We start from the raw sequence: 23,449 nt of genomic DNA, 5'->3' as shown, positions 1-23,449 counted from the left end.
TTATCTCCTCCGTTTTAACGCTTGCTCCATCGCCTTTCTCATGCCGAGCCCCAGAATGGCTTCGACGGCAGCGGCCACCTCGGCGTGAAGCCCTTTGACCTCCAGCAGGCTCTGCCCCCAGAACGGTTCATGACGAAGCGCTTCTTCTACTAAACGGTCAATCGATGACGGGCTTCCGTCCGCTTCGGACCAAAGCTGTTTGAACTTCTCCAAATGCGGGGCGTCATCCTGCAGAGCAATGGCTTCGCCCTGTCTTTCCCCACGGTAAAATACAAGCAGAGCCGCTAAGGAAAAGCATAACACGGACGGCAGCTCTTGTCTGCGCGAAACAAATTCAAGCAGGGAAGGCAGCACTCTGGTCTTGTATTTGGACACGGAATTCAAGGCAATGCTGAGCAGGTAATGCTTGATAAAAGGATTCGCGAACCGCTCCAGCACGCTGTTCGCATAGGATTTCAGCTCCTCCTCCGGCAGGTCCAGCGTCGGAATGATCTCCTCGAACAGCCCCTTTTGCATGTATGCTGCAATCAGCTCGTCATCCATACATTCCTTAACGGTTTCTTTCCCGGCTAAATAGGCAGCCAGCACCGTCATAGTATGAGCGCCGTTCAAAATACGAACTTTTCGTGTACGGTAAGGGGTCATGTCCCGGGTCCACACGACATTCAAGCCTGCCTCTGTCAACGGAAGCTCCTTCGCCAGCTCGGGATCGCCCTCGATGACCCAAAGATGGAAAGGCTCCGCAGTGTTGAACAAGCGATCGACGTAGCCGAACCGGGCGGAAAGCGCCTCAATCTCCTCTTTCGGATACCCTGTGACGATACGGTCGACAAGAGTGTTGAGGAAGTGACAGTGCTCCAGCCATTGCTGGAAATCCGCCCCCAGCTTCCACTTGCGGGCATATTGATGAACGATGGACTTCAGCTGGTCGCCGTTCCTGTCAATCAGCTCACAAGGAAGGATGACCAGCGCCTTTGCAGGATCTCCATGAAACGCTTTGAATCGTTTATGCAGCAATGCCGTCAGCTTGGCCGGGAAGGAGCTTGGCGGCGAGTCTGTAAGCAAATCATCCGGCTGAAAGACGATCCCCGCTTCCGTCGTGTTGGAAACGATAAAACGCAGCTCAGGATTCAATGCACAGTTTAAGAACGCCTTGTAGTCTTTGTACGGATTGATTCCGCGCCGAATGGAAGTAATAAGCTCCGCCTCGTCGACGGTTTCTCCGTTCTGAATTCCGCGCAGAAGCAGCGTGTACATCCCGTTCTGTTCGTTAATTAAATCGGTTAGCCCCGCCTCGATCGGCTGCACGACAACGGCCTGACCGTTAAATTGTCCCTGCTCGTTCATGCGATGCAGCATCCAGTCGACGAAACCGCGAAGAAAATTACCCTCCCCGAACTGCAGCACTTTTTCCGGACGCTGGGTTGCGGGCTTTTGCAATCGATTCATAGGAACATTCCTCCTGTGAGATATGGCTTATGTACTTCATTGTACTCCGATTCGGCAGCGTGCCTGTGATTTACGTCGCAGCTTAACGAAAAGAATTACATCTTTTTTGTGAAAGAGAAAAACCTTTGTCACTTGTGATTATTTTCACTTACTCATTCGTGAACTTACTTTATACTGAAGGCATCCAAAGAGGCGCTAGAGCCTTTATAATCGGAGGGATGAGCTATGAAACCGCATGTACCGTTAGAAGTGATGTATGCCCGCCAAGGATTTCCCATGCAGGAGCTGAACGATTCGATCCAGCATCTTCAGGACGAGCATACCCTGCTGCAGCAGCAGCTGTTGGAGCTTTATGGAATGGCCGAGGCGATCGGCTGGGATGAGGACGTCATTAACTGGATCGGTTCGCTGAAGGATTTGAAGCTAAAGGTGACGCATTTCATGGAGACGCTGCATCAGCATTCAGTTTGGGAGGAGAATACCCTCTTCCCTATGGTCGCTTGGTACTTTGGAGAAACCATGGATGAATTTACCCAAATGGAGCAGGAGCATGAAATTGCTGAGCAGTATATTGCGGCATTTTTGGATGCTGCGGAGCGAATGTTCCAAATCGTCCCCCGTTCGGAGGCGCGCTTGATGGCATCGTACTTGCTTCAGGCCTACGACGTCCTGTATCAGCATTTTTATAAAGAAGAAGAGCTTCTTGCCGCATTAGCCAATCGATCGAACGCCATCGGCTTCTAAACATGGCATAGGAGTGATGACTTATGAGCTTCATGAAGCCTGAACAGATCGCTTTGACTGCGGGAGAAACCGGTTGGAAAAAGGCATACTACCCCATTCTGTCTAAACAACTGCCGCTGGGCTTCGCCGCGGGCGCGTATATCGCCCTCGGCTTTCTTCTTGCCATCCGGGTTAGCGCAGGGCTGCCTCCGGCGTGGAGCGGCCTCGCCGGAGCTGTTGGAGCTGCCGTATTCCCCGTTGGGCTTATCCTCACGCTGGCCGCAGGAGGAGAGCTGCTTACCGGCAATATGATGACGTTATCGATGGCCTGTTTTCAAGGAAAAATTCCCGCTTATCGCGTTGCTTTCAACTGGTTCTGGATTACTATCGGCAATTTCGCAGGGGCGCTCTTCGTCGCTTACGTATTCGGCCATCTTGTCGGCCTGACAGAGCAAGGCGAGTATCTGACCCGTACATTGGCTTTAGCTCACGGAAAGCTCGAGGAACCGTTCCTCGCGGCCTTCCTCTCGGGTGTCGGGTGCAACTGGCTTGTGGCACTTGCGGTTTGGCTGGCATACGGCTCGAAGGACGGCACCGGGTATGTGTTCGGCATCTGGTTTCCTACGATGGCCTTTGTGGCGATCGGCTTTCAGCACGTTGTCGCGAATATGTTTCTGATCCCTGCTGCGATTTTCGCCGGACATGCTACTTGGGCGGAATATATCGCCAACTTTGTCCCCGTTTTTTTAGGCAATGCCGTGGGCGGTGCTCTGTTTGTAACGGGAGTGTACGGCATCGCCTACGCGAAGAAGCAGCCGTCGGCCGCAGAGAAGCATGGCGGCACTGCGGACTTAGAGTGGGGTAAGGATAGCTCTGCGGGGATAGAGCAGATTAGCGGGCTGCATTAACGAAGATGCGAAAGACCCTCGAAGGTCGCTCCTAAGCAGCGGCCATCGAGGGTCTTTCCCGTTTATTTATAAGCAAACGTAGGATAACAGCCGAGAATTCTCACCTGACATCCGATCGCCTCAATCTCCTGTAAAGCGGCCGGCAGCAGCACGGAATCCAAGGACGCATTAATGTCGATATAGAAGTAGTAGCTGCCGAGCTTTTTCTTTGTCGGTCTCGACTCGATCTTCGAAAGATTGATCCGGCGCCACGCGAATGCGGACAGCACCTGATGCAGCGCACCCGGATAGTCCTCCGGCAAGGTGACGAGGATCGTCGTTTTCACCCCGTCCGCTTGCTTTAGCTTAGGTACCTCAGGTCCAACCAGCACAAAGCGCGTGTAATTATCCTGATGGTCCTGAACTCCGCTTGCAAGCGTCTGCAAATCATACAGCGTTCCCGCCGTCATAGGCGCAAGTGCCGCTACCCCAGGCTCCCCAAGCTCCCGGACTAAGCGCGCGGCTTCCCCGTTGCTGCTTACCTGCTCCAGCTCCACGTGCGGCAGCTTCTCCTTTAGAAACAGGCGGCATTGCGATAAGGTCACGCCGTGAGAATACACCTTTTGAATTCGCGAGAAGTCCTTCGGCGCATCCTTCACAGCTAACAGGTTAATCGAGATCGGGTACACCCATTCCGCCCGAAAAGGCAAGTCCACCTGATGGACAATCCAATCCAAATGGAGACTAACGGAGCCGTCGAACGTATTCTCGATCGGGATCACACTATAATCGGTTTGTCCGTTCACCGTGGACAAGAAAACATCGTCGATGAGCTTGCACCCCACATACTCGTACGCTTCCTTGCCCAGAAAATAATGCGCCGATTCCTCCGTAAAGGTGCCCGGACCTAAGAGCGCGATTCGCTTCATATCCGGATCTCCCCTTTAATGTTGTCGAACAAGCTTGCCTCCCGCTCCGCAGGAGACACCTCGCTTACTTGCACACCCGCCCGGTCCGGCATAAGCCACATCGTAGTGGCTTCGATGCCTTCCTGCTTCAGCGTCTCCTTCATGAACGCTTCCAGCTCAGCCTTCTGCGAGCTGCTCCGGTCCACTAGCGCCAGTATGGTTGGCCCCGCGCCGCTTAGCGCGACACCCAGCGCCCCATGGTCCGTAGCCTCCGCCAAAATCCTGCCGAGCCCCGGCACCAAAGGCGCACGATACGGCTGATGCAGCGCATCCTTCATCGCATGCGAGATCATATCCAGTCTGCCTGTGCAGAACGCAGCTACGAGAACACTCGAGTGCCCGACGTTATACACTGCGTTAGCCAAGCTTTGCTCCCGGGGAAGCACATGGCGCGCCTTCTCCGTCGACAGCTGGAAATGCGGAATGGCGACCAGCACCTCCAGCCGCTCGTCCGGCTCGACCCGGATGTGCTCCGCCCGCTCCCCGTCCCAGAACGCAACTACCAAGCCTCCGAAAATCGATGCTCCGACATTGTCGGGATGCTTCTCGAGCTCGGTCGCCATTTGGAACAGGTCATCGTTCGTCAAAGGGCTGCCGATCAACGCGTTCGCCGCAGCGAGTGCGCCTACGATGGCGGAGGCGCTGCTGCCGAGGCCCCGTGTCAGCGGAGCATCGCTGTACATGGCAATGTCCAGCTCTGGGCAGGAAACCCCTCCCCGCTGAAATACCATTTGCGCCACTTCATAGACCAAATTACTCTTATCCGTCGGGATCCCTTGCATTTGATCGCCGAACAACGTGATCTTCGTCTCATCGGCAAAGCCCATCTCGATCCACGCATATAAACCCAGCGCCATCCCCAGCGTATCGAAGCCCGGGCCCAAATTGGCCGTACTGGCCGGTATTTTCACACGTACCTTGCGGCTTTTATCTATCATCATGAGAGTTACGTTCTCCTTACGCTTCCAGCTTCTGCATAGCTCATTTCGTCTTGGTTAGCCCTCGACACGGTATACGCTCTTAATCGAATGAACGACGTCCATCGATTCGAACTCCTTCAGTACATTTTTCATTGCCGCTTGATTCGCGTCATGCGTAATAATGATGATCTCAGCTGCCGGGTTCGACGCGTTCGGATGCTGAAGCACCGATTCCAAGCTCACCTCATGTTCAGCAAATACCTGCGTGATTTGAGCAAGTACTCCAGCCTTATCCGCAACGTGCAGCAGGATGAAGTTTTTGGAAACGATCTGCTCGTCGGTTTTCAGCTTCTTCTCCTTGTACGGAACGAAGCCGCGCTGCCCGTTGATGCCCAGTTTCAGGTTGCGGACAACCGCCACAAGATCCGCTACGACCGATGTTGCCGTAGGCAGCTCGCCTGCACCCGGACCGTAGAACATGGTCTCGCCAACCGCTTCCCCATATACATAAACCGCATTGAATACGCCGTTCACGGAAGCAAGCGGGTGGGTCATCTTCACCATGGTAGGCTGAACGCTGATGCTGATGCGATCATCCTGATGCTCCGCGATTCCGAGCAGCTTCACCTCGTACCCAAGCTTCTTTCCGTAGGCGATATCCTCCTTGGATACCTTGGAGATACCTTTTACCGACACGTCAGCCAGAGCCATTTCAGTCCGGAAGCCGAGGGTGCCGAGGATGGTCATTTTGCGAGCCGCATCAAAGCCCTCTACATCGGAGGTCGGATCCGCTTCGGCATAACCGAGCTGCTGCGCCTCTTTCAGCACGTCGTCGTATGCTGCGCCCTCTTGGCTCATCTTGGTCAAAATGTAGTTGGTCGTTCCGTTGACGATACCCATGATTTTCGTAATCCGGTCGGACGTAAAGCCCTCGATCAGCGTACGGATGATCGGAATGCCGCCAGCCACACTCGCTTCATAGAACACATCGCAGCGTTTCTCCGCCGCTTTCGCCAATATTTCCGGCCCATGCAGCGCCATCAGGTCTTTATTGGCCGTAACAATGTGCTTACCGTGTTCCAACGCATCCAGAATGTATTTTTTCGAAAGCTCGATGCCGCCCATAACCTCAACAACAACATCGATTTCCGGGTTTTCAATAATATCGTTAGGATTGTCTGTCAGCTTATCGGCGGAAACGTTAATATTACGGGTTTTGCTTGTGTCCTGCACCAGAATTTTGGCGATTTCGATGGCGGAACCGGATTGGCTTGCCAGATCATGCTGATGCCCTTCCACGATCCGTACCACACCGGTACCGACCGTTCCTAGTCCTAGTAAGCCTACTTTGATTGGTTTCATATGGTTCCTCCTTGATTGATTTTCAAAATCAGGTCGGTCCCGGTAAAAAGCGCCTTCGGTCTATCTACACCCCACAAAGTGAAGCAATCACCTAGAAGCATAATCCGATTACTTTGCGGGGACCCCGGTGAAAATGAGCTTTTATTATATCATAGTTGATGGATAAACCTCATTTTCAAAGGCCGACACGTAAACTCTACGGCTGCTTTTTACCTATCCCGATTCATTTTGAAAATCAATGTTATATTTAATTTAGCCTTGCCCGACGAGGTGGGCGCGCGTGACGCCGTCTTGCGATCGGAGCTTGTTCAGCAGAAAAGCGACATTCTCACTCATCAACGAGGTTTCCACGGAGATGACGACATTGGCTACCCCCTGCAGAGGAATGGTCTGGTGAATGGTAAGCACATTGCCTTCTAAGCCGGCAATCATGGCAAGCACGCGAGACAGTATACCCGAGCGATGCTCCAAATCCATGGAGATCGTAACGATTCGCTCCCGCTCCAGCTTACTCAAAGGATAGATGCCGTCTTTGTACTTATAGAAAGCGCTCCGGCTCAGCTCCACCTGCTCGACCGCGTCATGAATGGTCTTCACCTCTCCGCGGGCCAGCAGCTCCTTGGCTTGCACCGTCTTCACCAGCGCTTCCGGCAAAATATCTTCCCTCACCAAGTAGTAACGCTCCCGGCTGTCCGGGAGACCTTGCATCCCTGTATTATCCGGCACGTCAGCAGTCCTCTCTAGAAAGACGATTGTTTTCACCTAGTGGACATTATAGCGCACTTCTCATAAGACCTGCAATAGGCACAGCTCAAATTTTTGTGGTACAGTGGAAACGTACATCCCTACTTACCTACAGAACGGAAGGAGTTATTCTCTTTGTCTACTTTGCGAGCCCGGATGATGGCAACGGCCATTCTGTTTAACGGCAACGATATGCTGATGATGAAGCGTTCTCCGAAACGCACGTTAAGCCCCGGCATGTGGGCATCGGTAGGCGGTCACCTGGAGCCGGAGGAAATCAATGATCCAAAGACGGCCATGCTAAGAGAGATATACGAAGAAACGGGGCTGTCGACGGAAGAGCTTGAGAATCTTCACCTGCAATATATTTTGATTCGTCAGAACCAGAAGGAAATAAGGCAGCAATTTATTTATACGGCAACCGCCAAACGGCGTGAGGTGATTCAGACGGAAGAAGGGGAGCTGCACTGGATTCCGAAGGAGAAGGTGCTGGACCGTGAAATTCCTTTTATTTTCCACAGTCTACTGGAGCACTACTTTACTTACGGCCCTTCCCCTCATATATGGGTGGGCACTGCCGGCTTCGATGCAGAGGGTCGGTCCGCCGTACATTGGACCGAGCTGGTGGACCCGCAGAAGAGATAGCCAAAAAAGCCACGCTTCTCTTGAAAGAGCGTGGCTTGTATGCTTATGCGTTTGCCTGAAGGCGGGTCTGCGCGTCTCCCGGGCGGCTCATCTCAATCCAGCGGTTCAGCAGCTTCAGCGCCTCCTTGCGCTGGAGCAGCGAGGCGGCCAGCTGAAAGCCCTCCTCGTACGAGCCCACCTTGTCAAACCAATAAAGCCGCAGCCCTGCGTTGAAAATGACATGGTCGCGCTCGTTTAGCACCTCCTCGGAATCATCACCGGATATGACCCGGGACAATAACTCAAGCTGAACCTCCTTGGTGCACTTCTCGAGAGGAGCTCCGCGGAAACCGAACGTACTGGGATCGATTGTACTTGATTCATCTCCCCAAGGCGTCACCTTCCGTATGGAGCTGTTCTTATGAAGGGGGAGATCCTCTGACCCCTCCATCCCTTGGACAATATACGCGGTCTCGAAGCCCGTTTTGGGCAGCAGATGAATCAAGTGCTCCATGGCCGTCTTATGGTTCACACCGATGACCATATTCAGCGAATGAACCGGATTGATCATCTTCTCCACTGTATTAAGGAAAGTGCGCAGCCCGATCTGCTCCCGAACGTGCCTCACCCTTCCGAACGGAGGACAAATCAGATCCGTCCAGATGAATCCGATATGGAGAGAAACGAAAATTTTTTCCCATAGCTTCGCCTCCAGCTCCACTTGGACACCGAGTCCCTCAAGCAGCTCCTTCACGGACTGCCCCAGCTTAGGCGGGAGCGCCACGCTGCCATGGAGCACCTGAGAAAATCCCACGGAGGCAAGAAGCAGACTTACGGGAATCGTAACCGGAAAATAGTGCCGACCATCATAGGGGCCGGCACAATTTAGAGAATGTGAGAATGACCGATACGGCAGCGAATACTTGCGAAATACATCAATAAAGCCCATCATTTCTTCGTCGGCTTCGCCCTTCATCCGCATCGCCATAAGGAACGCTGCCGTTTGGGCATCCGTTGACTCCCCCCTGGCGATGGCATGGGCAGCCGCTACCGCTTCATCATAGGACAAGCTTCTTGACCCTAGCTTCCCCGTTCCGACTGCCTTGATGTACTGTTTCATGATCAGAACCTCCAAGTATAGGCATGCTGCATCTCTTAACCGGCTATCCCGGCGCGATCTGAACGGCACAAACCTTGAACTCCGGCATCCGACAGGTTGGATCAAGTGCCGGGTTCGTGAGACGATTGATGCACTGCTCCTCGCCCCAATGGAAAGCAACGAAGACCGTGTCCTGGCGAATCTTCGCGGAAACCTTCACCTTCAGCCGGATCGAGCCGCGCCTTGAGGCCACCTTGGCGTGACCGCCGTTAACAAGACCAATGACTCCTGCCGTATCCGGATGGATTTCGAGTAAAGGCTCCGGATATTTGGAATTCAGCTCCGACGTGTTCCGCGTCTGAACCCCGGATAAATAGTGCTGAAGCACCCTGCCTGTCGTTAGCAGATAAGGGTATTTCCTCGTGGCCACTTCCTTCGGATTCTGATGCTCGATCGGAACCAGCCTCGCACGGCCGTCGGCATGAGCGAACCGCTCTTCGAACATCCGAGGTGTGCCCGCATGGCCCTCTTCCGGACAAGGCCAGAACATCCCGTGCTCCTTCTCTATCCGTTCATAGCTCATGCCGGAGTAATCCGCAAGTCCTCCCTTGGAGGCAAGGCACAGCTCTTGAAAAATTTGTTCAGCATGGTTGTACTGAAAATATTGCCCTTTGCCCAGCACCTGCGCGATGTCGCAAAGTATCCTCCAATCCAGCTTGGCCCTCCCGGGCAGCGACTTCAGCGCTCTTCGCACCATGACGCGCCCTTCCAGCTGCGTGATCGTCCCCTCATCCTCCAAATAGGCGGAGCCGGGCAGCAGCATATGCGCCCACTTCGTCGTCTCCGATTCGAACAAATCGATAACAACCAAAAATTCCAGCTTTGCCATCGCTCTTTCGACCAGATGACTGTTGGGGTTGGAAACAACGGGATTGGAGGCGAGGATGATCAAGCCCTTGATCTCGCCGCGGTCGATCGCCTCCATCATCTCATAAGCAGAGACGCCTTTGCGGGGCAGCTCCTCCTCCGGTACTCCCCAAACCTTGGCAATATAGGCCCGGTGCTCGGGATTCTCAATCAGCCGGTAGCCCGGCAGCTGATCGGCCTTCTGTCCATGCTCCCGGCCGCCTTGGCCATTAGCCTGACCTGTGATGGCCCCATAGCCGCAGCCCGGCTTACCGATTTTCCCGGTCAGCAGCACCATGTTGAGAAAATTTCTCACGTTTGCTACGCCGCTAGCGTGCTGCTCTACCCCGCGCGCCGTGAAAATCATGCCGGTTTCCGCCGCTCCGTACCAGCGCGCCGCCTCGCGGATATGCTCGACGGGTACCCCCGTCAACGCAGCTACCTCGGCAAGCGACACCTGCTTCACATGCTCCTCCAGCTCCTGGTATCCATGGGTTCGCGCCTCAAGGAAATCCCGATTCACATAGCCCTCTTCCACAAGCACCTTCAGCATGCCGTTCACCAAAGCGGCATCATAGCCGGGCTTCACGCGCAGATGAAGATCGGCGATGGAGCAGGTAGCCGTTTCTCGGGGGTCGATCACAATGATTTTGCTTCCTTCCGAACGCGCTTTGCGAAAATACTGCATAATTGTCGGCTGGCACTCCGCGATGTTGGTCCCTGCGAGGATGATACATTTCGCCAGAGGCACCTCTTCCAGGGGGTTGGTCAAGCCCCGATCTACCCCGAAGGTCAAGTTGGACGCGCCGGCCGCCGCCGACATGCAGAAGCGGCCGTTATAATCGATATATTTGGTCTGAAGCGCAATTCTGGCAAATTTGCCGAGGAGATAACATTCTTCGTTCGTCAGTGAGCCGCCCCCGTAAACACCGACGGTATCCTTCCCGTATCGTGCTTGAAGCTCACGGATTCTGTCACCGACCTGCTGCAGCGCGGCCTCCCAGGAAACGGGCGTTAGCCTTCCGTCCACACGCACCATCGGGTATTTCAGCCGCTTATCATGGGTAGCATGCACATGAGCATTGAGTCCTTTGACACACAGCCTGCCGTCTGTGACCGGGTCCTCCTTGTTCGGGGACACAGCGTAGCGGCTCACCATGATCGACTTTTCCTCATGCAAATTCATTGTGCACTGTACACTGCAGTAGGGACATTCGGTTTGGGTCGTCTTTTCCCGGGGAGGCTGCTCTGCCTGACGCTTCTGAAACGCTTTAAGAAACTCGCTCATCTCTGCTCACTCACCTTACTCTCTAGCCTTTGATTAGAAATTCACTCCGGAATCCGCCGTCGCCCAAGCCTTACGCCAGCTTCGCGTTACCGCATAGAATACAAGCGTTACAATAAGCACAATCGATGCTACCACGAGAAAGCCCGTTACGTGGCTGCCTGTTGCCTGCTTCAGCGGTCCAAGCACGTTATTCGGAAGCAAGAATCCGCCCAGGCCCCCCGCCGCGCCGACAATTCCCGTAACAACGCCGATTTCTTTGGAAAAACGCTGGGGCACAATTTGAAAAATCGAGCCGTTCCCCATCCCCAGGCAAGCCATCATAATACTGGTGATGATCAGCATAACAACAAACGAGCTTGGCATCAGGGAAATTCCATAAGCGCAAATGGTAATGATGCTGTATAACAGCAGCATAAATCGCATGCCGCCAATTTTATCCGCAATATATCCGCCGATCGGACGGAAGAAGCTCCCAGCTATCACCGTAATCGTTACGAGGTACCCTACCTGTACCTTCGTCAAGCCGCCTTCCATCACTTTATCCCCGTACACATCGTAGAAGAAGATATTAAAGTAGCTGGAGAATCCGACAAAACCGCCGAACGTAATAGCGTAGAAAATGCTGAACCACCAAGTATCCGGAACCTTCAATACGGAAAGATAATCCTTCAAGCTCTTAGGGGCCGGCTGATTCGGCGCATCCTTAGCCATAAGTGCATAAGCGATCATAACGAGCAGAAGTGGAATGATTGCCATACCGAATACGTTATTCCAGCCGTAGGCGTTAGCCAGCTGCGGTCCGAAAAAGGTAGCGAGTGCGGTTCCGCTGTTCCCCGCCCCTGCGATCCCCATGGCCAAACCTTGATATTGCGGAGGGTACCAGCGGCTAGCAAGCGACAGGGATACGGCGAAGCTTGCACCGGCAATACCGAGCAGGAAGCCGAAGGCATATACCTGATTTAAGCTGACACCGCCCAGCCACCCCCATAACAAAGGGAGGATGGTAAGCGACATCCCGATCATACCTGCCTTCTTGGAGCCGATCCGATCGGCGAGAATTCCCATAGGGATCCGGAAGATCGAGCCTCCCAGGGTCGGGATGGCAACCATGGTAGCCTTCTGAGCATCCGTGAGTCCGAAGTCCCTCGTGATGTAAAGTGACAACGCTCCACAAAGAACCCAAATCATAAAGCTAACATCAAAGTAGAGAAATGCTGACATCAAACTTGGAAAATGACCTGCTTTTTTAAAATTCTTTACATCCATTCCACATTACCTCCCAAATTAAATAGCTTCTCTTTGTATTTGTGTTATGTTTATTTACATACACTATACATCCGCTATCCAAAAAGATCAATGGGTTTTTTGTGATTTGTTCATGTTTTTATGCAGTTTTCTTCGCGTCATTCACCTTTGGCTTTTTTATACATGACATTTACGAACATTGCCTGTACACAATAAAATAAATGTACGTGTTTAGAAAAATAAAAACCCGTCACCCACATGTTACATTGATGTGAGAAACGGGTTTTCATTATTCCTGTTCTACGAATTCAAATTCAAAATCACCGATGCGAATGGTTTGTCCATGCTCCGCCCCGCGTTCCCGCAGAGCCTGATCAATGCCCTTCTTCCGCAGGATCCGCGCAAATCGCATCACAGATTCGTGAGTGCTGAAATTCGTGCGTTTGATCAGCTTCTCGATGCTCGGACTCTCAATGACAAATACGTCGTTATCACGCTTGATCGTAAAGTCATCGTCCTCCTTCTTCTCCAGGCGGTACACCTTGCGCTCCTGCACCTCGGTGACTTCTTCCACGTGAGGCGTTTCGGGGATCGTCTCAAGGAGGTCCGCGATCTTGTACATCAGCTCCTGAACACCCTTGCGCGCCACGGCAGAGATCGGGTACACCGTAATGTCAGGACGCTGCTCCGACAGCCGCCGCTGAAATTCCGCCAAATGCTCTTCAGCCTCCGGCATGTCCATCTTATTGGCGACCACCAGCTGCGGCCGGTCCTCCAGCTGCGCGTTGTACAGCTTCAGCTCTTCGTTAATCTTCTGCCAATCCTCGAACGGATCTCTGCCGTCGGTAGCTGCCATATCTACGACATGGACGATAATTCTCGTCCTCTCGACATGCCGCAGAAATTCATGTCCAAGCCCGACGCCTTCATGCGCGCCTTCGATCAAGCCGGGCAAATCGGCAAGCACAAAGCTTCGTCCGTCCCCTACATCAACAACTCCAAGGTTCGGGGTCAAAGTCGTAAAGTGATAGGCTCCGATCTTCGGACGGGCTCCGGATACGACGGAGAGCAGCGTCGATTTCCCGACAGACGGGAAACCGACCAACCCTGCGTCCGCCATGACCTTCAACTCGAGCACCACCCAGCGCTCCTGACCTTCCTCGCCATTCTCCGCAATTTCCGGAGCCGGGTTGTTCGCCGTAGCAAAACGGGTATTCCCCCGTCCGCCGCGACCGCCCTTTGCAATAACTACCTCTTGCCCATGGCGTGTTAAGTCCGCAATCGTTTCCTGCGTGTCATCATCAATGACTACCGTGCCGGGCGGCACTCGAACGATCATATCGTCCGCATTCGCTCCATGCTGACTTTTATTGCGGCCCTTCTCGCCTCGCGTCGCCTTGAAATGCTTCTGGTACCGGAAGTCGACCAGCGTTCTCAGACCTTCATCCACGCGGAAGATCACATCGCCGCCGTCGCCGCCGTCACCACCGGCAGGGCCTCCTTCAGGAACATACTTCTCGCGGCGAAACGCCACAAGTCCGTCCCCGCCGTCCCCGCCTTTAACATAAATTTTCGCTTTATCAACAAACATCAAGTCACCTCTTTATGTATCCGTCACCGTTCGCCATGCGGCCGTCCAAACTGCAATCCCTTCCCGATTCTCGAACACCGATTGAGCGCCGCTCGGACCGAGCCATTCCCGATCAAGCTCCTGCTTCGCGGTCTCCAGCTGTTCCTCACGATATCCGCCTCGGTATTCCGACTTTACTTGGAGCAAGCCGTCCGATAAAGAAAAGGTGAGCACAAGCTCGTGTTCTTCATCGGGCAGCAGGGACGCTTCCACCTTAAAAGCTGCCAGTAGGCCCAGAATCCAACCCTCCACCGAACGGGCAAAAGCCATATCACCGATGGAGAATTCATGATCCATACTGACGTCCAGCTTTAACTCCTTCACTTCGCATTTAAATGACAGCAGCGCCATGATCAGCGAAGGAACGCCCAGCTTGGAGATATAACTCTCCTGCTGCACCTTCTCTTTTATTTTTTCCATTAAATCGGTTAATTTATCATATTTCTTAAGCTTTACGTAACCAAACAGTATCTGGATGTCATTCATCCAATCATGACGGTAGTGATTGAATAGGCGCAGCATGCGCAGGTCCGTGTCGGAAGGCTCCATTAAGCCATCCTCCCTCGTAGCTTCGTTCGTCTTCGACGTCATTTCCGCTTACCTCTCCGTTCATCTTTGGTTTCCAAAGTATACCACGGTGAGCGGCAAACTTCACCAAATTATATTATACCACGACATCGGGTTACTTTCCAAAGATGAGTTCGCCGGCCGACCGTCACAAGTACAAAAAAACCCGGCGACATAAGTCTCGCCAGGGTTTATGCTTCGTGATGTTATTACGCTTCCACCGTCGCAGCTACCGGAGCAGCGGCTACAGGGTAGACGCTCACTCTCTTGCGGTCACGTCCAAGACGCTCGAACTTCACAACGCCTTCCACCAATGCGAACAGCGTGTCATCGGAACCGATGCCTACGTTGTTGCCTGGATGGATCTTCGTTCCGCGTTGACGAACGAGGATGCTTCCTGCAGTTACGGCTTGGCCGTCTGCACGCTTCACGCCAAGACGCTTCGCGATGGAATCACGACCGTTCTTTGTGGAACCTACACCCTTCTTGGAAGCGAACAATTGAAGATTCAATTGTAACATGTCAGTCTACCTCCTTGCTTGATTAGTGTCTTTCAATGCTATATATGCACCATACGATTGTTCGATCGACTGCAGCATAACAACCATCGATTCCAGTAGCAGCTGCACCTGGTCACGAAGCGGCTCTTCCAGTTCAGGAATATCCACCTTCAGCAGCCCGTGCTTCATGTGTGTCTTCAGCTGAACCTTGAGCAACGCCTCTATGGCGTTCACGGTTCCCACGGTGACAGCAGATACGCCGGCACAGACAATGTCCTTGCCCGGCTCGTCATACTGAGCGTGGCCGTCCACCTGAAATCGCTGGATACGACCGCCCGATTCTCTGCGAATCGCAACTCGAATCATAATCTCACCTTACGCTTGGATCTTGTCGATCACAACTTTTGTGTAAGGCTGACGATGACCTTGCTTCTTGCGGTAGTTTTTCTTCGCTTTGTACTTGAAAACGATGATCTTCTCGCCTTTACCTTGCTTCTCAACCTTGGCAGTTACAGAAGCACCGGCAACGACCGGAGAACCTACGACCAGACCGCTCTCCTTGGAAACAACCAGAACACGGTCAAAAGTTACAGCATCGCCGGCAGCAGCCTCAAGCTTCTCGATGTAAACAACATCACCTTCTTGAACCTTGTACTGCTTACCGCCTGTCTCGATAATAGCAAACATTTTGTTGCACCTCCTCATGTCTCAGACTCGCCTAATAGCCAGGTGGCTTGACCCAAAAGAGCCGGCTCTTAAAACCCGCTTCGAGCGGTTACAGCATGCGCCTTCGGCAACACACTCAAACATATTACCACAACCGCCTGACAAAAAGCAACGAATATTTGCAAAAGAAAACTACTTCAACGGCTTGGCTTTTGCAATCCAGCCGTTGCCGCCGCAGTGCGCGCATGCTTCCAGCACGGTGGTCTCCTTGCTTTCCCGCACCTTCTTGCGCGTGAGCTCGACAAGCCCCAGCTTCGTCCAACCTACCACGACGGTTTTCGTCCGGTCCTTGCTGGCCTCGCGTGCAAGCTCGTCCTGCACCTGCTGGCGGTAATCCTCGGAAGCCATATCGATGAAGTCAATGACGATCAAGCCGCCGATATCGCGCAAGCGCAGCAATCTCGCAATCTCCCGCGCCGCCGCCATATTGGTATCGAAGGCCGTCCTTTCCAGATCGACGGACCCCGTATATTTACCGGTATTCACGTCGAATACAGTTAACGCTTCGGTTCTATCAATGATCAGATAAGAGCCGTTATCCAGCCAGACCTTCCGCTTCAAGCCCTGCTCAAGCTGATCCATCACACCGTGCCGGTTGAGTAAATACGGCTCCGCTTCATAACGGATGCGCTTAGTTAGCATGGGGGTCCCCGGCATGACGTATGCTTCAATCTGCTGATACGCCGACTGTGAATTGACGACTAATTCGGTGACGTCGTCACGGAACAAATCCCGCACAAGCCGCGGCAGCATCTCCAGGTCCGTATAGATTCTGCGAGGGACCGCGCCCGTCTGCAAGCCTGCCTGTTCGATCATCCGCCAGCGCAGGCGCAGCTCGGACAAATCCGCCGCCAGCGCCTCTTCGGCTTCTCCCATGGCTGCCGTACGTACGATAAAGCCCTCGCCCGGTTTCAGCTGGCGTTCCGCTATTTTCTTGAGCCGTTCGCGCTCGGCGGCACTCTCGATTTTACGGGAAACTCCGATGTAATCGGCAAGCGGCATAAAAACGCCAAAGCGGCCAGGGATGGAGAAATGCGTCGTAACCCGTGCTCCTTTGCCGCCGACCGGCTCCTTGACCACCTGCACCATGATCGTCTGACCGACCTTTACCAAATCATGAATCGGGGGCTTTTCCTTCGGCTGTTTCTCAAGATGTGCAGGGAGGAGATCATCGATGTACAAAAACACATTTTTGTCCAAGCCGACGTCCACGAATGCGGCCTGCATTCCCTGCAGCACCCTGACGACGCGGCCGATATAAATATTGCCGGCAAGCTGTCCGTTCTGCTCCCGGTCACCTTTATAAAATTCCACAAGCTTACCGTGTTCCAAGACGGCCACTTGGGTAATATCCTCATCGCATTGCACCAAAATGCGTTTCATGCCCGCAACACCTCGGCCTTATTGTACCATATTCCCGGGATGAATGCCCGTCAGTGCAACTAAAGAAACAGCTCCTCCATAGGGCTTCCTCGCTTGGTTTCGTCAAAATACGTCTCCAAAACCCGCTGTTCCGGAATGACTTTGCGTATCATTCCATACTCGTCGAGCAAATAGATCAAGTGATATTTTTCTCTCATGAACATGCGGACAATGTCGCTCACCCTTCGTCTTCCCCCTACCACAATGGGCTGGGCAAGCGTTCCCTTGTGCAGCAATCGGCGGAATAAAGCCTCCCGGTGCACCAGAAACCGCATAAAGTGAAACGGGGTTCCGCGCAAATCATACCAATTGGAGAAAAACAGGAATAATCCGATCATCAAAAAATTCAATTGAATTCCTCCGCTACCCCAGAGCAGATGAAGAAATGCAGCAACGATCATGCCTAAGCTAAACAAGAGACCGATCCAGGCTGCCGCGCGAATCGTACGCTGATACGGCAGCCAGGAGCTGAGCAGCGCCTGAAGAATTTTCCCTCCATCCAGCGGCATGACAGGGATCAGATTGAAGAGGGCGATCAAAATATTCGCTTCCATGAAATAAAGTCCCCACTCCGCCGGGATAATGCCATATACGGTGAGCGGATAAGCAAGGAGGGTCATCCAAACATTCTGCAAAGGGCCCGAAAGTGCAACGATGACATCTTCCCTTACCGGCACACTGGCCAGCTCATCCACGACAGCGACACCTCCGAAGGGAAGCAGCTTCACTTCCTTGACTCGCCACCCGAACTGCTTGGCCGCGGCAACATGTCCCAATTCGTGAATGAACACGATAACGAATAAGGTGGCCATTTCGACGAAATACCCTGTCAAAACGGAAATAAGCATCATGATGGAAAACAGCGGATGAAACCGGTATTTTACACCGAACCAATCCTGCCATATTTGTGCCGCCCGCTTAATCAAGCGCAACCACGTCCGCCGGGTTCACATATTTATCGTTTTTCGAAACCGCAAAAAACAGCCCTGCAGCAGCTCCATTGGATTTCGCCATTACGCCTACGGTTTCCCCCCCTTTGATCCAGTCGCCTACTTGAACGGCGCCCGGCTCCAAGTTACCGTAAACGGACTTCATCTTGCCGCTGTGTTGAAGAATGACGGTATAACCGCTGCCCTCCCGTGTACCGGCAAAGCTGACCCGGCCCGTATCCAGCGCCGACACCGGACTGCCTGCTTTCGCCTCGAGCACGATTCCCTCCCGATCCGGTTGAAACATACCGGTTACTTTCCCTTGAACGGGCGGAAAGTAATGCTTGGCGGTGACCGCCACCTTCTCGGCTTCCTGATGCTTGAGCGGGTTCATTGCAGGCAAGAACGACGGACTACCTCCAAAGGTCTTGTCATACCAAGCGGCAACACCATTCAAGTCCATCGACTGGGTCAGTGCCGCTCTGACATAGCTGCGCCCTTTCTCCGCCAACGGGTGGTCCACCTGAAATATTCCCCAAACCATCGCGAACAGAACCCCGCTAAGCACAAGATGGAGCCGTATCCGGCTTTTTCCGGGTACCCATCGGTCGTCTCTCGGAGGATCCTCCCCATATCGTCGATATTCCTGCCAGTCGCGTTCCCACTTGCGGTTCCATTCCACCTCGGGATCCAGCACCAGAGGTACCTCCTCCGGCCGTCCGGACTTTGGTATCTCTCGGTGCGGAGGCAAAATATCTGCATGCCCTTCCATCACTTGGCGAATACGATCATAACGGCGTTCGCGAATTCTGCTATTTTTGCTGCTCATGGCCAGCGGCTCCTCCCCCGAACTACGATTCTTCTTAAGACAAGGCTTGTTTAGTTCATTTTATGAGCTTGTACGCCCATTTAGTCCTTGTCCCGCGAGTTTCGTATGGAAATCCGAGGCCTCTCTCCGCTTACAGCTGCTGCTCCTGTACCGCTAAGGTGTAGCTTCTATGGCAATGGCTGCATCGACCCAAATGAATGCATTGATGCGTACTGAGATCCTCATAGCCGTTCGTCAGCTTGATGTCGTCTATCGGCCGGTAGGGAGAATAAGGATCATAAAAATCGGACAATCTGCCTTGGTCGTCCAAAGCTTCCCGGCACTGTTCGCACGGGAAGCTCAGCTCCTCCAGCCCGTTGCATACAGGACATCCGTAGGACATAAGCCTATCACCTCCATTACAGGTAGCGTACCCCAATTGATCCGATTTACCGCACAACCATCCCCGACAAACGAAAAAAGCCGGAATCCGCAGATTCCGACTGTAACATTACGCTTCCTCCAAAGGAACGTCATCGTGCATTCGAATGCTCATAACAAGTCCCATGGCCAGCATGTTGATTAAAAGTGACGTTCCGCCGTAGCTGATGAACGGAAGGGTGATTCCGGTCAGCGGCATAATACCGATCATCATGCCGACATTTTCGAAAATCTGGAACACCAGCATAGACACAATCCCGATAATAATATACGAGCCGCTGTAGTTGTTAGAGTAAATCGAGATGAGAATCATCCGGTAGATCAGCACGAAATACATCAAGAGCAGCAGAGAGGCGCCGACAAAACCAAATTCCTCACCCACTACGACAAAAATTGCATCCGTATAGGCAACCGGAATAAAGTTGCTGTGAATCGACGTCCCGGCAAGATACCCCTCACCCGTCAAGCCTCCGGAACCGATAGCTCTCATCGAGTTCATGACCTGCCATTTAGAGTCCATGGAAGCTTCATCCGGATTGACGAACGTATTGATCCGCTCTACCCAGTGTCCGAGCTTCTTCGATTCAAAGTAGGCCGTAATCGGGTCGTGATACGTTTGGAACAGGTAGAGGAACAAATACAGCCCGCCTACGACGATCACTATCCCGCTGAGAACGTAGATCAGCCTCACATTCCCGATCCAGTACATTCCTACAAGAATCGAAATGAAAATAATCGCGTTTCCGAGGTCGGGCTGAATGACAACGAGAAGGAAGGGGATCAGCACAATGACGCCGATCGGAATGACGTCCCTCAGCAGCTCAAGGGCTTCGCCTTTCCTTCTTGAGATGTAGGCGGCCAAAGTAATAATAAGAATCAGCTTAAACAGCTCTACCGGCTGAAAATCAAGTCCTCCGGGAAGGCTGAACCAGCCTCTGGCACCGTAGCGCTCAATCCCGAACTTCCACACGGCCACCAGCAGGATAACGCCGGTAATATAAAGATACGGCGAGGCTTTCACGAGCATCCGGTAATCAAACAGACAAGCCGCAAAAAACGCAATTAGCGAAAGGACGTAAATAATGATCGTCTTCTCGAGATTAAATTCGATTTTGGGATCGTGCAGGGTGGCGCTGTATACGAGAAACGTACTGAACACCATAAACAAAACGAGGATGACGAAGATCGAAAGGTCAAACTTTTTAAACTTGTGCAGCACCTTGCGTCATCCTATCCCGATGAACTTTTTGAGCTTATGCAGCATGCCCGCCTTCTCTTCCATCGGCAGGAGCGGTACCGAATCGCCCAAAATGCGTCGTGCGATATTGCGATAAGCGATCGCGGCGCGGGAATTCGGATTCATCACGGTCGGCTCACCGGTGTTAGCCGCCTTAATGACGTATTCGTCATCCGGAACGATTCCGAGCAGATCAATGGCCAGTACGCTGCAGATCTCATCGATATCCAGCATTTCACCCTTCTTCACCATGTTCGCGCGAATCCGGTTGATGACCAGCTTCGGTGATTCGATGCCCTCTTGCTTCTCCAGCAGCCCGATGATGCGGTCTGCATCACGAACGGCCGCGTTCTCCGGCGTTGTTACGACAATCGCTTTATCCGCACCCGAAATCGCATTCTTAAAGCCCTGTTCGATGCCTGCAGGACAGTCAATGATAACAAATTCGAAATCTTTCTTCAGATCAAGGATAATTTGCCGAACGGCATCCGGCGATATGTCGTTCTTGTCCTTCGTCTGTGCCGCGGGCAGCATGTACAGCTCATCGAAACGCTTATCCTTCACCAGCGCCTGACCGAGCCGGCATCTGCCCTCAGCCACGTCGATGAGATCATAGATGATTCGGTTCTCGAGTCCCATGACCACGTCAAGATTGCGCAAGCCGATATCCGTATCCACCATGACGACCTTCTTCCCTTGCAGAGCCAAGGCTGTTCCGATATTGGCCGACGTGGTCGTTTTCCCTACACCGCCCTTGCCTGAAGTGATTACTATTGCCTCTCCCATGGTTTCACTCCTCTATTGCTGTGTTTTGATTTATATGAGCTTGTGCAGCTGATGGATCTTGTCAATCTCCATCTTGCCTTCCTTGACATAGGCATACTCCATGTAAGCCTCATAAGCTTCGCCGGAGCCCCACTCGTCCGGAGGCCGGCTGATGACGCCTCCGATTCGCAGCTGGGTCGGCCGTAAGTGGGAGGCGGCAATGATCGAATGCTCGTCGCCGTCTACACCTGCATGGGCCATCCCGCGCAGGGAACCCATAATATATATGCTGCCTGTGCTGAGGATGGCCCCCCCCGGGTTCACATCGCCTAAGAAAAGAAGGTTCCCCTCATGCACAAGCGTTTGTCCTGATCTTACAATGCCGCGCACGATCTTAACATTGGTAAAATCCGGCTGCGCAATCGTATGCGCCGGATCCTGAGATTCGATCGATTGAATCAGCAGGTTGCCCTTCTGACTAATGATGCTGCGGATTTGTTCCTTCTGCTCCTCTGTGGCGGATCTGTTGCCGAGCTTGACGTGCACATGGATAATGGGTCCGGTTAAAATCTGCTGATGCGTCTTCTCAAGCTTATGCTGAAGCTCCGAGATGATCTCCGCAAACTCACACGTATCGTCCAAAAGAAACACCAGGCCGTCCTTCACGCCCTTGATCGTCACATGATGCTTGACTGCCGACATAAACGCTCCTACCCCCTAAGCGTATACAATTCGGCTTTCTGTCGCCGTTCTCCTGCTTGAAAGCAAAAATTATTCGGTTTGCTCGGAGGACCGAAGCGGCAGGCTCTCGAAGTATTTGCGGATGGGTACGTAGATGGCGAGGGCAAACAGCAAATTGATCAGCATGCTTGGCAAAATCTGATGCAAAAACACCCACTGGAGGTCCACATGGGTAACCCGGAACAAACGGTACAGCATATAAATGATCGAATCATACGCCATGTTGCCGAGAGCCATCACCATCATGCTTACCACGATGCTGGAATATACTCTGCCGTACATCAGACCGGCTAAATAGCCGGTTAGACCCATACTGAACGAAATAGGTCCCAGCATGGGCGAGTAATAGATAAAGTCCTGGAGCAAGCCGATGACAAGCCCATAGATCAGTGCCGTATGCCGGTTCATATAAAGTCCGATATACAAAATAAGTACTAGTAAAAAGTGCGGTGAAACATAAATCTGAGAGCGCCAAGCAGAAGGCACCAGCCACTGCAGCAAAGTGCCCTCCAGAAGAAAGGTGACGGCAAGACCAATATAAATCCATATGCGGCTCATCTGATCACCCCACCTCAGCCTTCCGGCACTTCAACGACAAACACTTCGCGAAGGCGATCCATTCTGGCGAACGGTTGAATGTAAGCCTCATGAGCGATACCGAATTTGCCTTCTTTTCGTTCCATTACCTTGCCGACTTCGATTCCTTGCGGGAACAGAAGTCCCCGTCCGGACGTAATGATCGTATCCCCGACCGCGAGCTTATCATTCGGGTCAATCCGGGACATAACCAGAAACTGCGTCTCATTCTTGTCAAAATATTCGATAACCCCGAACGATTCTTCCTTGCCCTTCACCGTAACGGAAATCGCCTTCGATTCGGAGGCAGCCGTGTCATCAATGCCCACAAGCAGCTGCACGTCCGAGGAGAACGCGGACACGCGAACGACGCGGCCGACAAGCCCTTCTACGGACATAACCGCCATATTCGGCTTGATGTTGTCAAGCTCGCCAAGATTGATCGTGATCGTATTGTTCAGCTGGTCCGGATTGTAGGACAACACCTCGGCAATACGGAAACGATAATTATTGGCCTGCTTCTGACGCTCCGTAAAGTTAAGCGCCTCCTGCAAACGTTTGTTCTGCTGTTCCAGATCGTTCAGCCGCGCCGTATCCCGAGCATACTTGGTCAGTGTCTGCTTGAGCGCTTTATTCTCTTCGTGAATCGTACCCAGCGTGCGGATGTCCTCAAAGAAACCCGCTATATAACCAGCGGGTTTATACAGCAGACCTTGCGTCCAGGCTACCGTGTCCTTCAGAAACTTCTCCGGCCAGCTCATGTACTGCCGGTTGCCGAAGGTCAGCCCCATAATCGTTATAAATAAAATTAGGCCGAGCATCAATATGAGCAGCCTCTTGTTCCCCAGCAGTTTCAATCCTTACACCTTCCCGCGAAAAGAGGGAAGCAAAC

25 protein-coding genes and 1 other annotated feature are annotated in these 23,449 nt (G+C 52.8%); of the genes, 3 read left to right on the top strand and 22 right to left on the bottom strand.

The window, feature by feature from the left end; translation table 11 throughout:
- Window positions 1-1,449 (bottom strand): tagaturonate reductase, encoded by a 1,449-nt coding sequence (locus tag QMO62_RS00705; protein ID WP_284637927.1) that lies wholly within the window; start codon window positions 1,447-1,449, stop codon window positions 1-3.
- Window positions 1,450-1,674: 225 nt separating this feature from the next.
- Here QMO62_RS00705 and QMO62_RS00700 point away from each other — a divergent pair, with 225 nt between their 5' ends.
- Window positions 1,675-2,193 carry a hemerythrin domain-containing protein gene (locus QMO62_RS00700; protein ID WP_284637925.1) on the top strand — a complete coding sequence of 173 codons (519 nt, stop codon included), beginning with the start codon at window positions 1,675-1,677 and terminating at the stop codon, window positions 2,191-2,193.
- 23 nt (window positions 2,194-2,216) lie between these two features.
- Complete coding sequence (locus QMO62_RS00695) at window positions 2,217-3,080, top strand: formate/nitrite transporter family protein (RefSeq protein ID WP_284637924.1); 864 nt, start codon at window positions 2,217-2,219, stop codon at window positions 3,078-3,080.
- A gap of 62 nt (window positions 3,081-3,142) precedes the next feature.
- Here the strand turns inward: QMO62_RS00695 and pheA are convergent, their stop codons facing one another.
- The 4 genes from pheA to thrR form a co-directional block, all read right to left on the bottom strand.
- Window positions 3,143-3,988, bottom strand: coding sequence for a prephenate dehydratase (pheA, locus tag QMO62_RS00690; RefSeq protein ID WP_284637922.1), 846 nt, complete (start codon window positions 3,986-3,988; stop codon window positions 3,143-3,145).
- Complete coding sequence (gene thrB / locus QMO62_RS00685) at window positions 3,985-4,965, bottom strand: homoserine kinase (protein WP_284644815.1); 981 nt, start codon at window positions 4,963-4,965, stop codon at window positions 3,985-3,987. Before thrB ends, pheA begins: the two co-directional genes overlap by 4 nt.
- 57 nt (window positions 4,966-5,022) lie before the next feature.
- Window positions 5,023-6,309: a homoserine dehydrogenase gene (locus QMO62_RS00680; protein WP_284637921.1), complete on the bottom strand. Its 1,287-nt coding sequence runs from the start codon at window positions 6,307-6,309 to the stop codon at window positions 5,023-5,025.
- A 252-nt stretch (window positions 6,310-6,561) separates the two neighbouring features.
- The gene (thrR, locus tag QMO62_RS00675; protein WP_284644814.1) at window positions 6,562-7,017 is read right to left on the bottom strand and encodes a transcriptional regulator ThrR; all 456 of its coding nucleotides are present in this window, start codon (window positions 7,015-7,017) and stop codon (window positions 6,562-6,564) included.
- Window positions 7,018-7,188: 171 nt separating this feature from the next.
- Between thrR and QMO62_RS00670 the strand changes: the two genes are divergently transcribed.
- Window positions 7,189-7,698 (top strand): NUDIX domain-containing protein, encoded by a 510-nt coding sequence (locus tag QMO62_RS00670; protein ID WP_284637919.1) that lies wholly within the window; start codon window positions 7,189-7,191, stop codon window positions 7,696-7,698.
- A gap of 43 nt (window positions 7,699-7,741) precedes the next feature.
- Here QMO62_RS00670 and QMO62_RS00665 read toward each other — a convergent pair whose 3' ends face one another.
- The 17 genes from QMO62_RS00665 to mreC form a co-directional block, all read right to left on the bottom strand.
- Window positions 7,742-8,797: an anthranilate phosphoribosyltransferase gene (locus QMO62_RS00665; RefSeq protein ID WP_284637917.1), complete on the bottom strand. Its 1,056-nt coding sequence runs from the start codon at window positions 8,795-8,797 to the stop codon at window positions 7,742-7,744.
- 43 nt (window positions 8,798-8,840) lie between these two features.
- Complete coding sequence (nasC, locus tag QMO62_RS00660) at window positions 8,841-10,970, bottom strand: assimilatory nitrate reductase catalytic subunit NasC (protein ID WP_284637915.1); 2,130 nt, start codon at window positions 10,968-10,970, stop codon at window positions 8,841-8,843.
- 33 nt (window positions 10,971-11,003) lie between these two features.
- Complete coding sequence (locus tag QMO62_RS00655) at window positions 11,004-12,236, bottom strand: MFS transporter (RefSeq protein ID WP_284637913.1); 1,233 nt, start codon at window positions 12,234-12,236, stop codon at window positions 11,004-11,006.
- A gap of 268 nt (window positions 12,237-12,504) precedes the next feature.
- The gene (gene obgE, locus QMO62_RS00650; RefSeq protein ID WP_284637911.1) at window positions 12,505-13,806 is read right to left on the bottom strand and encodes a GTPase ObgE; all 1,302 of its coding nucleotides are present in this window, start codon (window positions 13,804-13,806) and stop codon (window positions 12,505-12,507) included.
- A gap of 12 nt (window positions 13,807-13,818) precedes the next feature.
- Window positions 13,819-14,436, bottom strand: coding sequence for a Spo0B domain-containing protein (locus tag QMO62_RS00645; protein WP_284637909.1), 618 nt, complete (start codon window positions 14,434-14,436; stop codon window positions 13,819-13,821).
- Window positions 14,437-14,621: 185 nt separating this feature from the next.
- Window positions 14,622-14,933, bottom strand: coding sequence for a 50S ribosomal protein L27 (gene rpmA, locus QMO62_RS00640; RefSeq protein WP_284637908.1), 312 nt, complete (start codon window positions 14,931-14,933; stop codon window positions 14,622-14,624).
- A gap of 6 nt (window positions 14,934-14,939) precedes the next feature.
- On the bottom strand, window positions 14,940-15,278 hold the full coding sequence (locus QMO62_RS00635; RefSeq protein ID WP_284637906.1) for a ribosomal-processing cysteine protease Prp: 339 nt from the start codon (window positions 15,276-15,278) through the stop codon (window positions 14,940-14,942).
- A gap of 9 nt (window positions 15,279-15,287) precedes the next feature.
- A complete protein-coding gene (rplU, locus tag QMO62_RS00630; RefSeq protein WP_284637905.1) occupies window positions 15,288-15,599 on the bottom strand; it encodes a 50S ribosomal protein L21 in 312 nt (103 codons plus the stop codon).
- Between the two features lie 13 nt (window positions 15,600-15,612).
- Window positions 15,613-15,699 (bottom strand) — a sequence feature (ribosomal protein L21 leader region).
- Window positions 15,700-15,770: 71 nt separating this feature from the next.
- Window positions 15,771-17,021 (bottom strand): Rne/Rng family ribonuclease, encoded by a 1,251-nt coding sequence (locus QMO62_RS00625; RefSeq protein WP_284637903.1) that lies wholly within the window; start codon window positions 17,019-17,021, stop codon window positions 15,771-15,773.
- Window positions 17,022-17,080: 59 nt separating this feature from the next.
- Complete coding sequence (locus tag QMO62_RS00620) at window positions 17,081-17,992, bottom strand: M50 family metallopeptidase (RefSeq protein ID WP_348651688.1); 912 nt, start codon at window positions 17,990-17,992, stop codon at window positions 17,081-17,083.
- Window positions 17,979-18,818 carry a M23 family metallopeptidase gene (locus QMO62_RS00615; protein WP_284637901.1) on the bottom strand — a complete coding sequence of 280 codons (840 nt, stop codon included), beginning with the start codon at window positions 18,816-18,818 and terminating at the stop codon, window positions 17,979-17,981. The genes QMO62_RS00620 and QMO62_RS00615 overlap by 14 nt, the downstream gene beginning before the upstream one ends.
- 130 nt (window positions 18,819-18,948) lie before the next feature.
- A complete protein-coding gene (locus QMO62_RS00610) occupies window positions 18,949-19,200 on the bottom strand; it encodes a hypothetical protein (protein WP_284637899.1) in 252 nt (83 codons plus the stop codon).
- Between the two features lie 108 nt (window positions 19,201-19,308).
- On the bottom strand, window positions 19,309-20,457 hold the full coding sequence (locus QMO62_RS00605; protein ID WP_284637897.1) for an FtsW/RodA/SpoVE family cell cycle protein: 1,149 nt from the start codon (window positions 20,455-20,457) through the stop codon (window positions 19,309-19,311).
- Window positions 20,458-20,463: 6 nt separating this feature from the next.
- Window positions 20,464-21,261 (bottom strand): septum site-determining protein MinD, encoded by a 798-nt coding sequence (gene minD, locus QMO62_RS00600; RefSeq protein ID WP_284637895.1) that lies wholly within the window; start codon window positions 21,259-21,261, stop codon window positions 20,464-20,466.
- A gap of 30 nt (window positions 21,262-21,291) precedes the next feature.
- Window positions 21,292-21,942, bottom strand: coding sequence for a septum site-determining protein MinC (locus tag QMO62_RS00595; RefSeq protein ID WP_284637893.1), 651 nt, complete (start codon window positions 21,940-21,942; stop codon window positions 21,292-21,294).
- Between the two features lie 69 nt (window positions 21,943-22,011).
- A complete protein-coding gene (gene mreD / locus QMO62_RS00590) occupies window positions 22,012-22,539 on the bottom strand; it encodes a rod shape-determining protein MreD (protein WP_284637891.1) in 528 nt (175 codons plus the stop codon).
- A 14-nt stretch (window positions 22,540-22,553) separates the two neighbouring features.
- Window positions 22,554-23,414, bottom strand: a complete 861-nt coding sequence (gene mreC / locus QMO62_RS00585; RefSeq protein WP_284637889.1) for a rod shape-determining protein MreC — start codon at window positions 23,412-23,414, stop codon at window positions 22,554-22,556.
- Window positions 23,415-23,449 lie beyond the last annotated feature (35 nt).

It is taken from the genome of Paenibacillus silviterrae, from assembly GCF_030167925.1.
GTDB classification, from domain to species: Bacteria; Bacillota; Bacilli; order Paenibacillales; family NBRC-103111; genus Paenibacillus_G; species Paenibacillus_G silviterrae.
This window is presented reverse-complemented; position numbering and strand designations above follow the sequence as displayed.